This window comes from Mucilaginibacter angelicae (assembly GCF_042434235.1).
Classification (GTDB): domain Bacteria; phylum Bacteroidota; class Bacteroidia; order Sphingobacteriales; family Sphingobacteriaceae; genus Mucilaginibacter; species Mucilaginibacter angelicae.
Genome location: NZ_JBHLTS010000022.1, coordinates 1023113 through 1038614 on the forward strand (window position 1 = coordinate 1023113; position 15502 = coordinate 1038614).

The 15502-nt window shown below is 42.5% G+C and carries 12 protein-coding genes; 4 read left to right on the forward strand and 8 right to left on the reverse strand.

Going from position 1 to position 15502, the window contains the following annotated elements; all coding sequences use genetic code 11:
- Positions 1-2: 2 nt before the first annotated feature.
- The 3 genes from ACFFGT_RS16540 to uvrC all read left to right on the forward strand — a co-directional run bounded on the left by ACFFGT_RS16540 (position 3) and on the right by uvrC (position 4602).
- On the forward strand, positions 3-2267 hold the full coding sequence (locus ACFFGT_RS16540; protein WP_377023633.1) for a transglycosylase domain-containing protein: 2265 nt from the start codon (positions 3-5) through the stop codon (positions 2265-2267).
- Between the two features lie 51 nt (positions 2268-2318).
- Positions 2319-2702: a four helix bundle protein gene (locus tag ACFFGT_RS16545; protein WP_377023634.1), complete on the forward strand. Its 384-nt coding sequence runs from the start codon at positions 2319-2321 to the stop codon at positions 2700-2702.
- A 79-nt stretch (positions 2703-2781) separates the two neighbouring features.
- Entirely contained in the window at positions 2782-4602 is a 1821-nt protein-coding gene (uvrC, locus tag ACFFGT_RS16550) for an excinuclease ABC subunit UvrC (protein WP_377023635.1), read from the forward strand.
- Between the two features lie 79 nt (positions 4603-4681).
- Here uvrC and ACFFGT_RS16555 read toward each other — a convergent pair whose 3' ends face one another.
- From ACFFGT_RS16555 to ACFFGT_RS16590, 8 genes are all read right to left on the reverse strand, one after another.
- On the reverse strand, positions 4682-5077 hold the full coding sequence (locus ACFFGT_RS16555) for a hypothetical protein (protein ID WP_377023636.1): 396 nt from the start codon (positions 5075-5077) through the stop codon (positions 4682-4684).
- A gap of 446 nt (positions 5078-5523) precedes the next feature.
- Positions 5524-6504 carry a type IX secretion system ring subunit PorN/GldN gene (gene porN, locus ACFFGT_RS16560; protein WP_377023637.1) on the reverse strand — a complete coding sequence of 327 codons (981 nt, stop codon included), beginning with the start codon at positions 6502-6504 and terminating at the stop codon, positions 5524-5526.
- Positions 6505-6510: 6 nt separating this feature from the next.
- Positions 6511-8028: a type IX secretion system motor protein PorM/GldM gene (gene porM, locus ACFFGT_RS16565; RefSeq protein WP_377023638.1), complete on the reverse strand. Its 1518-nt coding sequence runs from the start codon at positions 8026-8028 to the stop codon at positions 6511-6513.
- A gap of 41 nt (positions 8029-8069) precedes the next feature.
- Positions 8070-8873, reverse strand: coding sequence for a type IX secretion system motor protein PorL/GldL (porL, locus tag ACFFGT_RS16570; RefSeq protein ID WP_377023639.1), 804 nt, complete (start codon positions 8871-8873; stop codon positions 8070-8072).
- A gap of 70 nt (positions 8874-8943) precedes the next feature.
- A complete protein-coding gene (gene porK / locus ACFFGT_RS16575; RefSeq protein ID WP_377023640.1) occupies positions 8944-10260 on the reverse strand; it encodes a T9SS ring complex lipoprotein PorK/GldK in 1317 nt (438 codons plus the stop codon).
- 255 nt (positions 10261-10515) lie between these two features.
- Positions 10516-11274: a uroporphyrinogen-III synthase gene (locus ACFFGT_RS16580; protein ID WP_090530369.1), complete on the reverse strand. Its 759-nt coding sequence runs from the start codon at positions 11272-11274 to the stop codon at positions 10516-10518.
- Between the two features lie 18 nt (positions 11275-11292).
- Positions 11293-12198, reverse strand: coding sequence for a DUF4271 domain-containing protein (locus tag ACFFGT_RS16585; RefSeq protein WP_377023641.1), 906 nt, complete (start codon positions 12196-12198; stop codon positions 11293-11295).
- A 217-nt stretch (positions 12199-12415) separates the two neighbouring features.
- Positions 12416-13087 carry a hypothetical protein gene (locus ACFFGT_RS16590; RefSeq protein ID WP_377023642.1) on the reverse strand — a complete coding sequence of 224 codons (672 nt, stop codon included), beginning with the start codon at positions 13085-13087 and terminating at the stop codon, positions 12416-12418.
- Between the two features lie 328 nt (positions 13088-13415).
- On the opposite strand from ACFFGT_RS16590, the gene ACFFGT_RS16595 reads away from it, so the two are divergent.
- On the forward strand, positions 13416-15446 hold the full coding sequence (locus tag ACFFGT_RS16595) for a tetratricopeptide repeat-containing sensor histidine kinase (protein ID WP_377023643.1): 2031 nt from the start codon (positions 13416-13418) through the stop codon (positions 15444-15446).
- The last annotated feature ends 56 nt before the right edge of the window (positions 15447-15502 follow it).

A 15502-nucleotide genomic window follows, 5' to 3' on the forward strand; every position in this document is an offset into this window, starting at 1 on the left:
AAATGAGAACCACTAACACAAGGTTTAACTCCAAAAATCAACTCCAGCCTGCAGATATAAGAAGATACAACTGGTACATATGGCGTACCGTGATAGCCCTTTTTGCTTTTGTGGTTATCATGATAACGCTTACCATTTTTGATGTGTTTGGCCAGTTGCCATCGTTTCGCGATCTGGAGAACCCCAAAAGCAACCAGGCTACAGAGATCATCTCATCTGATAAGCAGGTATTGGGTACTTACTATATTCAAAACCGCTCAAACGTTACATACCAGGAGCTGTCACCAAACGTAATTAATGCTTTGGTAGCTACCGAGGATAAACGTTTTTATGACCACTCGGGGATCGATTTTGGCCGAAGCTTTACTATCTTCGCGCATTTGCTTATCGGGCAAAAACAAGGCGGTAGTACTATAACACAACAGCTGGCGCTTAACCTCTTTTCTGAGCGATCTGCCAATCCATTTAAACGGATCATCCAAAAACTACAGGAATGGGTTACGGCTGTTAAGCTTGAACGCCACTATACCAAAGAAGAGATCCTGACCATGTACCTTAACACGGTCGACTTTGGAGCTTACAACACTTACGGCATCAAATCGGCAGCGCGTACTTATTTTAACACTACGCCCGATAAACTAACACCCGATCAGGCTGCCTTGCTAATAGGTATGGTTAACGGCCCCGGCATTTATTCGCCTATCCGCCACCCGGATAATGCACTTAAAAGACGTAACCTGGTACTTAGCCGTATGGCCGAGCAAAAATACCTGAGCGATGGCCAGGTTGAAGAGTTTAAACAGAAACCTCTTGGTCTTGATTTTCACCAGAATAATCACTTTGACGGCCCTGCTCCTTACTTCCGTTCGGTATTGAAGAAAGAGCTGCAGAAGATCTTCAGGGAACAGAACATTAATCGCCCCGATGGCTCACCTTATGATCTTGACCGCGATGGCTTAAAAATATACACCACCATTGATGCCACCATGCAGCAATATGCTGAGGAAGCGCAGCGCGATTACATGAAAGACCTGCAGGCCCAGTTCAATGACCACTGGCGCGGCCGTAACCTGTACAAAAGCATCCACAACTTTAAGTTTTTACTTGATCAGGGCATGCAAAAGTCTGACAGGTATAAGCAATTGAAGCAACAGGAAAAATCTGACGAGGAAATCCAGGAAAACTTCAATACCAAAACCATGCTTAACCTGTTTACCTGGCATGGCAATATCGATACCATGATGAGGCCGATGGACTCCATCATTTATTGTAAAATGCTTCTGCGCAACGCGCTCATGAGTATGGATCCAACAACCGGCTACGTAAAAGCCTGGGTTGGCGGTACCAACTTTGAGCACTTTAAGTACGACCAGGTAAAGAACGGCACACGCCAGGTGGGTTCAACAGCCAAACCGTTTACCTATGCTGTGGCTATTGACAATGGCTACTCGCCTTGCATGAAAATCAATAACGTTCCTGATACCATTCGTGGTTACGGCGCGCCATGGTGCCCGCGTTCATCACCATCCGAAACTTTACCGGGCTTTATTACTTTAAGGCAGGCATTGGCACACTCACAAAACTGGGTTACAGCCCACGTTATGGGTGAGGTTAAACCCGAGCCCGTTGTTGACCTGATCAAGAAAATGGGTATCACCAGTGCAGTTCCGCCTTATCCATCCATTTGCCTGGGTACATTTGATGCCTCTGTTTTTGAGATGACGGCTGCTTACTCTGCTTTTGCCAACCATGGCTTATGGACAGAGCCTACTTATATTTTACGCATTGAAGATAAAAACGGCAACGTATTGTATACCCATACACCACGCGTAGTGCAGGCCATGAACCCGCAAACAGCCTATGTAATGACCTATATGCTTAAAGGTGTTATTGAAGATGGCACCGGTTCAAGGTTAACTTACAAATACGGTTTACGCAATCCTATCGGTGGTAAAACAGGCACAACCCAAAACAACTCCGACGGTTGGTTCATCGGCATAACCCCGCAACTGGTTACCGGCTTATGGACAGGCTGCGAAGATCGCGACATTGCTTTCCAAAGTACTCGTCTTGGTGAAGGCGCCAACAGCGCCCTGCCTATATTTGCCATGTACATGAAAAAGGTATACGCCAACCAGGCTCTGGGCATTAAAAAGAATGTAGACTTTGATGCACCTGCAAATGGCGTAAGCATTATACTGGATTGCGGCGCTTACAACCAGCAACAGCAGGGAACTACTGAAGTGGATAAGAAATTGGGATTCTGATGGTTCATTGGTTCACTTGTTCATTAGTTCATTTGTAAATAGTTCAATAGCATGAGTCATCACACGCTCGAAGACTTAGAGGTATACAGATTGGCTGATAATTTCAGCGATGAAATTTGGTTTATTGTAAGTGAATGGGACTATTTTACCAAAGATACCGTTGGAAAACAAATAGTGCGCTCTGCCGATTCAATCAGTGCGAATATAGCGGAGGGTTATGGCAGGTACCACTACAAAGAAAACCGCAATTTCTGTTATTTTAGCCGCGGTTCAATTTTGGAAACAAAAGGCTGGCTGCAAAAATCAAAAAAAAGGAACCTGATAACTGAGGAACAATTCAACGATCTGTTTGAAAAGCTTCAGATCATTCATCTCAAATTAAATGCGTACCTTAAATTCATTGGCAAGCGGGGCGGTAATGAAAAAGGAGAGTAATAAATGATAAACTGCATTTTATTGGCAAAGCGAGGGGTAATCACCAAGCAGACCAATGAACCAGTGAACTAATGAACTAATGAACCAATTTGATTATAAGGCAGCTTTAAAGAATATCCCTCACAAACCCGGGGTTTACCAGTACTGGGATAGTGAGCAGGAACTGATATATATTGGCAAGGCCAAAGATTTGCGTAACCGTGTTGGGTCGTATTTTAACCAGGATATCCATATCAATGCAAAAACGCGGGTGCTGGTATCCAAGATCCGTGCTATAACTTTTACTATTGTTGATACCGAGGTTGATGCCTGGCTGCTGGAAAACAGCATGATCAAAAAGCATCAGCCGCGTTACAACGTAATGCTTAAGGATGATAAAACCTATCCATGGATCATCATTAAGAACGAGAATTACCCGCGCATTTTCTGGACCCGCCGCATTGTTAAAGACGGCTCCAAATACCTTGGCCCCTATGCTTCTGTAAGTATGATGCATAACATTTTAGGATTGATCAGGGAAACCTACCCCCTGCGTACCTGTAGGCTGCCCCTCACCCGCGAAAATATTGATAAAGGCAAGTTTAAGGTTTGTTTGGAATACCAGCTGGGCAACTGCAAAGGCCCCTGCCAAAATTTTCAGACAGAAGATGATTACGACAACAGCATCGAGGAGATCAAAGATATCCTGAATGGCAAAATAGGTGCTGTGCTTCGTCGGTTAAAAAACGAAATGGAAGCTGCCGTTACAGAAATGAACTTTGAGCTGGCTCACCGGCTTAAACGCAAGTTTGAGCTGCTGGAAAATTACCAGAGCAAATCGACTGTTGTTAACTCATCAATTACGGATGTAGATGTGTTCAGCATCGCATCCGAAGAAAAACTTGCCTTCGTAAACTTCCTGAAGGTAATGAACGGTACCATCATCCAAACGCAAACCATCGAACTTAAAAAACGGTTGGATGAAAGCGACGAGGAGTTGCTTACACTGGCTATATCCGAGTTCAGAAGCCGTTATAACAGCGATAGCAAGGAAATTATCGTACCCTTTGATATCGACCTTGAAGATCATCCTAACATCAAATTCACGGTACCCAAACTGGGTGAAAAACGCAAGCTGCTTGATCTTTCACAAAAGAATGTTCAGTTCTTTAAAAAGGAAAAGATTGACCAATACGAAAAGCTAAACCCAGAGGTCCGTACCGAGCGATTGCTTACGCAGATGATGAAAGACTTACGTATGAACCAGCTCCCTCGCCACATTGAATGTTTTGATAACTCCAACTTCCAGGGCAAGTACCCGGTATCGGCCATTGTGGTATTTAAAGATGGCAAGCCCTCCAAAAAGGATTACCGCCACTTCAACGTTAAAACAGTAGAAGGCCCCAACGACTTTGCCACAATGGAAGAGGCCGTACACCGCCGCTACCGCCGCTTGCTGGATGAAGGAACAGAATTGCCGCAACTGATTGTGATTGACGGAGGCAAAGGCCAGCTATCATCGGCCATGCACAGCCTCAAGTTATTAGGTATAGATAAAAAAGTAACAGTTATAGGCATCGCCAAGCGTTTGGAAGAGCTTTACTATCCAAACGATCAGTACCCGATGTACCTCGACAAAAAATCGGAAACACTTAAGGTAATCCAGCACCTGCGCGATGAGGCCCACCGTTTTGGGATCACTTTTCACCGCAAAAAACGTGATAAAGGCACACTGGTAACCGAACTTGAACTGATAGAGGGCATAGGCAAAACCACCGCCGAAAAACTGCTTAAGTACTTTAAATCAGTAAAGAAGATCCGCGAAGCGAATGAAGAGATCCTGCTTGAAGTGGTAAACCTTAAACAGGCCAAAGCTATACTGGCTTATTTTAATACAGGATCGGAAGCCGAGCAGACTTAAGCCCTAAATTATCATACTAAAACAACAAAGGCCTGGTTCAATGAACCCGGCCTTCTTTATATGGTGGAGAGTAATTTTCTTACTGGGCTATATAGAATGATTTTTGATCGCCATCCTGGTAAACGTGGATTGATTTTTTAACCACCTGGTTGTTTGTGGTGATTTCCATAGTGTATTCACCATCTTCCAAACCGTTTAGCACATAGCCTTTGCTTACGTCAGTTTTGCTTGGCACAACGTCTTTCAACAAAAGCTCGTTGTTTTTATTGTAAACTTTTACAATTGACTTTCCGCTTTCTGATTTTACAAAATCTACTTTGACACCACGATCATGATCAAGTGATTTAAAGGTTACAACTTCTTTGGCTTTTGGTCTAACACCGGTACCACCTTCGTCGGCTTTAGCTACTGTAGTAGCAAATACACCTGCAGTTAATAATACAAATAAGGCTGATAATTTTATTGAGGTTTTCATGATCGTAAGGTTTTAATGTTTTAAATATGTTGTGTTGTTATTTTCAATGATCAAATGAACAACATATATTTTGATCGCTAAAAAGTGTTATACCAGCTGTTGATATAAATAGACAAAGCCCTGAAAGCGCTCTGCAAACACAAAAAAGGCATTATTTACCCCTGTTTCGGGAGTTGGTCGGAATTTTGGGGGAGTTGGTAGAAAAGTTTAAGCCGTTGGTCAGGGCTGGGGTGAAAATCGCATATCAAGAGGGGATACTGAGTTGATCGGCACAGATAGCTGCTCTATCAATTATTCGCAACAAAATAAGCACGCAAAGACGCAGAGCCGCTAAGAAAAAAAACCTTTGCGTCTTAGCTCCTTTGCGCGAAAAAAGTCTCTAAAAACAAAACAGGCGATGAAAATTCATCGCCTGTTTATAAAAACCATGTTTAATCTTAAATCTTTTAGTACTGCCAAAGGTTAAGCTCCCAATCAAGAAGGGATTTTTTAATCCTTTCCGATTCATAAAGCTTATCAATACCCTGGGCATAATCTTTTATACGCTCATCCTTATCGTTACTTTCTTTTACGATATAACTGGTAAAGATACGCTTGATAAATACGTCGTCGAAGCTTAAGCCGGTGGCATCGCTATTACGGCTCACTACCTCTTTAGTTGCAAGCACGGGGCGTGCCTCAGGAAAATATATCCAAAAAGCTGGTTGATAATCAATATCGAGTGTACCGGTTCCTTTAGGTTTAACCAATGGAGCAATACCTATAATGCGGGGTTCGAATACCGAGCGTTGCTTGTCAAAGATCCAATCTTCCTTAATCCGGAATTTCAGTACGCTATCCGGGTTAAAATCACCGGCAACAAGGGTTGATGATATAACATTATTATCCTTATCACGTTTTTCAACCACACTACTGTCAGATGCTAAACGACCGCGGGCCTGTGCACCCGTTAAAGGCGTAGTGAAACTATCGCCTCCCGGATCATCTTTTTTGCCTGGAGTTGGGTCATACGCTGTAAGCTCACCCCTGGTAATGGCATCAAGCAACACGTCAATTAAACGCCCTTTAGGCGAAGCCAGGTACTGGTTCATCTTTTCGCGCACATCAATTTCGCGCCACACACGTTTTGCAAATGCAACATCATTTTCACGCAAATTTGGGTAAGGCGTAACCTTAGCATTAATGATGTTACTTTTCTTGTAGTACCCGTCAAGCGGCCTGTCAAAAGGTTTTGCAGCAATTTTACGTGCTGTATCAAGCGGCTGCTGACTGGTAACATTATCCGGCTGAACCTGTACAGGTTTCTGCGTTGCTTTTGCTCTTGCCGTGGTTGTTTTTTTTGCCGGCGGTCTTTTGGTACGCTTTTTTTGCGCATAAGCACTTACGCAGGCAAGGCAAAGGATTACAACTAAAATTCTCTTTTTCATACGCGTTTAATTTGCGGATAATACAATCGGGTCAAGTGACCGCGGTGAATGATCAGGGCCTACCGCGATGATATCCTTAAATATAACAGTAGTTCCTGGTGTAACCGTATTTAAAGCACTGTGCATAGCACCGGTTAATTCGCCGCCCGAGCCTGACAAAATAATGGCATCCTGGCGCGGTTTTACAACCAGCATAGTAAAGTGCGTTACGTTAAATTTAGCATCAAAATCAAAGTTATCAAGTTGGGCAAAAAGCCTGTCCTGTGCTTTTAGGTTGGCTGAGCTGGTGTTACCACCGCTTTTACCTGCAAACTGAGGCTTTGGGTCAGGGATCCTTTTGATCCGGAATTCAGTTGAACCTAATACCATACCTTTTTCGCCGGTAACAGTAAGTGTTGTTTTACCAATGCTGCTTACAGTAGCAGTGTAATGACCGCCTGATCCGCTTAATGAGCCACTGCTCATCCTTAAGTTGATGCTTCCTGTTGGTACACCCGGTGCTGATACTGAGATCGGATTAGGCACACCTATATAGAGAACGTTCATTTTATCAGGCGATACAACAGCTGATGGCCTTGCAACCATATACGAAGCTGTAATCGGATACGTTTTCGGTGGACCTTCTACCTGCTTAACGCTCAACTGACCTGTCCAGGTATGTAAACCCTCACCACTTGCTGTAGTTGTATAAGTACCCACACCATTGGATGTTGGTATCGACGAACCACCTACAGTAATTGAGGGGTTTGAATTTTGGTCATATGCCGTTAAGAATATCTCAGCTTTATATTGCTGCCCTGCTATTACGTAGCTGCTTGGGGCAACTGCAACAGCTTTAAATTGATTTAACGTTACCTGCGCCTGGTCAATTTTACCCAGTATCTTTTTTACAACCTCATTTTCAGCATTTTTATTATCGGCTTGTACTTTAGCTAAAGTTGTTAAAGCGGCACCCAATGGAATACCATCCCCAAAATAAGCTTCCTGCCAGTCCTTGCTTGGAAAGCCTTTACGTTTAGGCGGGTCTATCGCGTTTAAAGAAAAGTTAATACCAACGCTATCTTTACCCAACAAGTTCATCAAACGGGTTCTGGTGCTTTCTATTTTTTCTTTCAGCGCATCGGCCTTTTTATGAACGATCATGATATTGGCCGATATATCAAGGTTATCTCTCGCGTTAACATCATTAATATCAGGATTAATGCCGCCGCCGGCATCTATCATTTCTTTTTTTAGCGCCTCCACATAACCGTTAAGCTCATCTGCAGTTTTACTGGCATCTTTGGCTCGTGCTAACAATAGAGCTGCCTTTTCAGGCTGTTCTTTCATTTTCGAACCCTCAAACGCAGTGTAAGTATTCTCGAGGCTTGTTTTAACGTTTGCCCTCGATTGGTCTAAGCTATTCGTAATATTTTTGAATGAATCCAGCAAACTATCCGGTACATTAAGGGCAATAAGGCCCAATAGTACCAGGTACAGTATACCTATCATTCGCTGTCTTGGGGTTTCCTTACCTCCGGCCATCTATTATAAATCTTTACTGGTAAAAAATCAATTAATTATAATTAAACACGCGGCTGGTTCATGGCTGTAAGCATGTTACCATAAATAGCGTTTAACGATGACAGGTTTTTAGCCAAACGACCAACCTCTTCCTTGAACTGTTTTGAATCATCCAGTGATTCATTAAAGTTGTTCATGGTAAGGGCAAGGTTTTGGTAAAATTTATTCATTGATTTTAAGTGCGCGCTTGAATCCTGTAATTCAAGTTCGTAAACCGCATTCAAAGCTGATAGGTTTTTAGCTAATTGATTAACCTGGTCATGGTAAGCTTTTGAATCAACGTTTGAGTTAGCCATCTCGGTTAAGTTAGCCGATGCTTTTTCAAATGAATTGCTCAACTTATCGTAGCTTGCAGTTGCGTCTTTAACTTTAGCTGTAAAAGCTATAGTAGCTTCACCGGCATCGGTAACACGTGATATAGCAGCTACTTTATCGCCAAATGTACGCAAGCCATCACCAAGACTGCGAACCAGTTCCGGGCCAATTTTAGCATCTTCCATCATTTTATCTAAAGCTGCTGTTGTTGAAGGGCCTGCATTGCTGCCGCCGCCCCTAACAGTTGCTGTTGGCAACTCACCTTTAAAATCTTCGCTTAATTCAGGATAAACACGTACCCAGTCAATTTCTTTATCCTCCCTTTGTAAACCTAAAATAAGGAACAATAACGCTTCGGTTCCTAAACCGATCCTGATAAATGTTGATGCAAATTGTAAGTGTTCTATTTTAAATAACAGACCGATAATTACTACGGTTGCACCTATTGATATTACGTTCCCAATTCCGAATGGTTTTTTCTTTCCAGCCATAATAATTCAGAAATAACTTTTTTTTTTATGTTTTGATTTGATTGATGCTTGCCTTAACTAATTTTCTTAATTAGCGCTTGTCTGTAATATCGCGGCCCAGGTAGTGGGTTACGCAACGGAAACCGATATATGATTTAGCGGTATCCTGGTATTCATAAGAACGGGTTGAGTTTTGAAGGAAGTATCCAATATCTTTCCATGAACCGCCGCGCACAACTTTACGTTTCAGTACTTCGGGGTCGGTTGATTTGGCTTCGTAATTAAATGTAGGTGCAAGGTCATGCACAAATGTTGATGCTGATTCATCAAAAGCAGATAAGGTCCACTCCGCAACATTACCAGCCATATTATACAAGCCGTAATCGTTAGGAAAATATGAACGCACCGGCACAGTATATGCGCCACCATCATCAGTATAGTTACCACGCCCCGGCTTAAAGTTTGCCAGTAAGCAGCCTTTTGCATTTTTTATGTAAGGGCCACCCCAAGGATAATCTGTTCCAATCCTGCCGCCACGTGCTGCGTATTCAAACTCAGCTTCTGTAGGCAGGCTATAAGGAGCACGGTGAGGTAAATGACGTTTATCTTTATAAGCATCATTATAGCGGGTACGCCATACGCTGTAAGCACGGGCCTGCCTCCAGGTTACTCCCACAACCGGATAATTACGGAATGCAGGATGCGAAAAATAACTTTCAACCATAGGTTCGTTGGCAGCATATGAAAAGTCGCTCAACCAAACTAATGTATCAGGATATACAGGCACAGTATCACGAACAATGAAATCAGAACGGTGTTTCGATTTATCATTATGATGATCGGCTGCATCACGCAGGGTAAACAGCGCATAGTTATATTTTAGCAAACGCACATCAACCTCGTTACGGTCAAAAACACGGTCATCACCCTGGTAATACATACCCTGTAACTTTTGGGTATTATTTGCCTGGCCGCCTTTACTGCTCCAGATAGGGTTTTTCTTTACAAAATCCCAGTTAATGAACTTTTTGCCGCCGTTATTGTTGCCGGCCCCGGCTTTTGGCTGGATGAAGTATTTATTATCGTTAATGTAACTGCTGATAGCTATTGAATCGCGCACCCAGTTCACAAACATCTTGTACTGGCTGTTGCTGGTTTCGGTTTGATCCATAAAAAACGGGGAAACAGTAACCTGCTTGGTTTGTGCTATCTGGGCAAAGGTTACATCCTGATCGGTTTGGCCCATAAGAAAACTGCCACCCGGTATATAAACCATGCCGTAAGGAACTTCGGCCCTGAATGACCTTGCAGGTACACCCACAACCTCACCCCTGTCACCACCGCCACGGCCGCAACCACTTAATACACTACCTGCTAAAACAACTATTAAAAAGTATATCTGCTTCATTTTATAAATTCAAAATCAGTTATATAACTACAACACAATGCGACGCCCGAATATATTACATTTTTTAGCAAAGCAAGCTATAAAAAACGATATTTTGGCCTCATGTACCGGTAAACTGTGTACTTTACTTACCAGTACAAAACAAAATGCTATATAATTAACAAACCGCTAACCAATTGTTTACATGACAATTAGTTAGCGGTTATACGGGTATAAGCTGCAAAAAGTTGCAGCCGGGTTAAATAAATTTCTAAATTATTTATTTACAAGCTTAACATACTGCTCAATAGCCATGGTCATTGAGGGCGCACCAGGAGTTGGAGCGGGGATATCTAAAATTAAACCAGCCTCAAGCACAGCCTTATGCGTGGTTGCCCCAAAGGCCGCAATGCGTGTATTATTTTGTTTAAAATCGGGAAAGTTTTTATACAACGACTGGATGCTTGACGGACTAAAAAATGCAATAACATCGTAAAATACATCGGCAAGATCAGAAAGGTCGCTGCAAACCGTACGGAAAAGTACTGCCGGGGTAAAGTTATAGCCATTCTCGAGCAAAAAGCGCTGGGTTTCTTCAGCCGCAACATCCGAACATGGATAAAGAAACTTTTCCGACGAATGTTTTTTCAGCACTTCCGCCAGGTCGGCAGCAGTTTGTTTTCCAAAAAATATCTTGCGCTTACGGTACTGAATATACTTTTGCAGGTAAAGCGCTATAGTTTCCGAAAGACAAAAGTATTTCATTTCAACAGGCACCTCAAAGCGCATTTCCTCGCATATGCGGAAAAAATGATCGGCCGAGTTACGACTGGTAAAGATCACCGCGCTAAAATCAGCCAGGTTGATCTTCTCTTTTCTGAAATCCTTTGCGGGCACACCCTCAACATGAATAAATGATCTGAAATCAATTTTCAGGTTAAGCTTTTTAGCCAGCTCGGCATAAGGATTTTTATCATTTTCGGGCTTAGGCAAAGTAACCAGTATGCTTTTAACCTTTTTCTTTCTATCTTCCAATTCAGTGCTTTTAATAACCTAAATTTTAATATTCAATGCCTTTATTAAAATCAAAACAGGGCAAATTTCGAGGGCACAAAGATACGTAAATAAATAAAACTTATGAAATCGAAACGTAGAAATTATATTTACGCTGCTCCTGATGTATTGCCATATAAAAATTACGATGATTATGATGAGTGTGGCCGTTAGTAATACCGGGATATATTGCGCCCCAAGCAGGCTGAAACAAATAACCACCGGTAAAAAAACAAATGCAATGTTAAAGTAGGTAAGATGCAGGATGTTAAGGTATTCGCTCACCAGTTTATTAATATCAAACACAAAACCTAAAAACTTGAGTATTAAAAACTTGAGTGAAAACAGCGCTATAATTACAATGGTGAGAAAAGTAAACAGACCGCTTCCTGCTATTTTATAATAAACACCTTTGTATGCGGCCAGCTGGTATAAAAACAGTCCGAATGTAGCGCAGAACAATAAAAACAAACCAAGAAACGCCCACGAGCTAACCGGGCTTTCCTCTTTACCGGCTATTGAAAGTACCCGTTTGCTGTAAAAGGAAGTAAACACATTGCTTACATCCTTGCTCAGGGCCAGGTTAAGGATGGCTGTATATAACAGCATGGCAATAATGATCACAATAACCCATGGATCACGTGAGGGACGGTTATGTCCTTCCATTACCCGGCTTTTTGACCTGGAATGAAGGTCAAGGAAACCGTAACCATGATATAATTCGCGGGCAAAAACGCTGTCGGCATATTCGGCGCGCATGGCAGCATCCGGCACCCTGAGGTAACGCATAGTAATGGAGTCGGTAATAAATTTGTCCCGGTTTTGCATGGCGTTAGCCACCGAATCAAGTACCGAATTGCCGGAGCGAAAAGTACGTACAGGTGATTTTAACGGCGTATCTGCCACCGTTGAATCCTGTTGCGCAAAAGCGGTAACACAATTCAACAAAAAAAGCAGGCAACACCAAATAACCAAACGGATCCTCAAAGCTTAAAACAGGGCTTATTATTTTGTGCAAAAGTAGGGTAATTATCTGAACCAGAATTTTATGAATTAATATTTTTTGAAATTATTTTAAAACTCAACCCTGCGATTTATTTATATAGGATCTGATCATAAAATATTATTCAACCACACCTGTAGCCGCCCAAAATACCAGGTATCCGGCTTTATCTTTACTTATAGTAATTTTTTTAAGAACCCGCTTGGGATCGGGATGGATATTCAATACGTCAATATTATGATGATCACTTTCTGTCATCTTATTTTCCGGCCCCCATTTGGCCAGGTTATGTACTGCGTAGCTCAGGTTAGCATCCCCTTCGGGAAGGTCATTATAATAGTCAGGCAGGATAAAATCTTTGCTCTCGCTGCCATCGGCATAAATTAACCGGATGTGCAGTTGCGATGGCCCTTCCGAACTGGTAAGGCTTAGATACAAGCCTGAATATTTTTCATGAGGCATCTCAAAGCTAAAACTATCAGTACCGGCTATGTTACGGGTTTGATTGCCTTTATCCCCATTTTTGTAGTGGAGCAATATTGCCGGGTGAAATGAATTAGCCACTATCAGCGGATCATCGGGCAAAGCATGTGGTAATTTATCACCGTTTAGTAAAGCCGCTGCCATGGTGAGGTAGCCATCCCCTTTTCCTCCGCCATCTATGCCTATAGTCCAGCTTTGCAGTTTACCATTAGTAGCTGTAGTTACCGGGCGGGCATTTAACAGCTTATTAATATTAACCTGGATTGTTTCGCCTGCCTGCTGCGCCTTGCCTGCGGATGAAAAAAGCATACTGGTTATTAATATAAAAAAGGGGGTAAAGCTCATGCTCATCATTAATTGGATAAGCTAAAGATAAACAACCCTGTTAAACCCTTATGCAGGTAATTTTTTTAATTTGAAAAAAAATCCTGTTACTCATCCTTCTCCTGGTATTTAACAAAACGCAAGTTTTGTGCGTTATAAAGTTAAATTTGGCAATTACCCTGCTTTAAATAGTTCATTCTTTTTAACCACACGGGCAATCATTTGCAGAAGTAGCAAATCCGCCCCGGTTACATGACATTTATTTGACAAAGTATTTTAAAAAGATAAATTAGCCAAAACCTAAAAACATGTTATGGCCGATCCCTCTTTTTCAAAAAATCCGGTAAAGCAAACCTATTTGTTGTTTTTGTTGAGTGCAGTTACTTTTTCATGCAGAAATACCGGGAACGTTACCGATAATTCGGTTATTGTAAACGACCTCTTATCAAAAGCCACCCTGCTTGTTGATCAGCATAAAGAAAAAGAAGCATTTAATTTGATTGATGCAGGTTTTTCAAAAATAAAAAGGCCCGGGATAGGTGATAGATGGCGAAAATACCGGTTTAAGTATAAAACAGCCTTTCAAACTGCGCGCCTCAACAATGATCCGGTTGAATTAAAAATAGCCAACAACTACGCCGATAGCATGCTTAATGTAATGAACACGGAAGACATCAGGCAAAAATACCCGGAAGAATACAGTAAAACTTTGTTTTCAAAAGGCGACCTGTTACTGGAGGCCGGTAATTATGATGAGGCTTACAGGGCTTTTTATAAAGGCAAGGTGTTTGCCGAAAAGCACGGCGACAATTGCAGCAGAGCTTTTTTCGATAGCCGGTTTGCCTTGCTTAATTACCGCCAGCAAAAATACCGTAAGGCCGCAACCCTGTTTATGCAAACTTTTAATGATCAGCAAGCCTGCACACTTGATTTCGATTCATTTGCCGCAGCACAAGGGGCAATGGATAATGCGGGCCTGAGCTATCATCATCTCGGCCTTACCGACAGTGCACTTATTTGTTATAAGGCCACCATCAGCTATGCCGATAAGAACGCAGCCCGTTTCCCTGAAAAGGCGCGGTTTATAAAAGATATTCATGGCCTCAATTACGGCTATATTGCTCAAATTTATCTTGAACGGGGAGACTTAAAAGCAGGAGAAGCACTGATTAAAAAAAACATTGAATTTAACGGACATGGTGGTAACGAAGGAAAAACCACCCAGATAATGCAGCTGAAACTGGCCAGGGCCTACCTGGAAGCCGGTCATTTAAACGATGCCGGCAAAATGGCGGCGGCAATCCGGTCTTCGCTTGATACACTGCCCAATCCCCGGGCCGAAATGGAATGGCAGCAACTTAAATGGAAGTACTACAGTGCCTTAAAGCTGGAGCAGAAAGCCAAACCCTACCTTGTTACCTACCTTAAACTAAAGGATAGTGCCGACGCAAAGACCCGGAAGTTTGATACTGCAGATGCAGACAACGGTTTCCAGCGTATCCAAAATGAATACGAGCTTGATACATTGAAAAAGAAAAATGAATTAAGCAGTCTATACCTTTTGGCCGCGCTGGGTTTTACCATCCTCCCTGTGCTTATTATCTTTTTAATCTTCCGTTCGTGGCGTTTATCCAAAAGAAATAATGCCACGTTAACAAAAACGCTTACTTCGCTGGAACAAAGCCAGCAAGAAAACACCCGCATGATGCAGATCGTGGCGCACGACCTTCGCAGCCCGATAGGCGCAATAGCTACCATTGCCAGTATGATGCTGGAACAGCAAAGGCCCGAAGATGACCGGATGATGCTGGATATGATCAAAACTTCAGGCCAAAACTCACTTACCCTCGTGAGCGACCTGCTACAGGTACATACCCGGACAGAGGAGCTGAAAAAAGAACCTGTCGATCTGCATTCTATGCTGCATTATTGTGTTGAGCTATTACATCATAAAGCTGATGCTAAGGCGCAAAAAGTGGTACTACAGGCACCTCATATAGATGTGCCTGTCAATCGCGAAAAGTTTTGGAGGGTGATCAGCAACCTCATCGGCAATGCCATTAAATTTAGTCCGACGGGGGCGGTAATAACTATTAAACTGCAGGAAATGCCGCAACATGTGTTAATTTCTGTTGAGGACCATGGTATCGGTATCCCCGACGAAATGAAGGATAATATCTTTGACATGTTTACCCAGGCCAAGCGTTCGGGCACAGCCGGCGAACAAGCTTTTGGACTCGGCTTGGCTATTTCCAAGCAAATTATAGAAGCACACGGCGGCCGTATCTGGTTTGAAAGCCCGCCCGGAAACGGGACTACTTTTTATGTGGAGTTGCCGGCTTAACCTACTTCAGGACTTTATTAAAAGGAACTGCAGACAAATATGACATTGTTACTAAT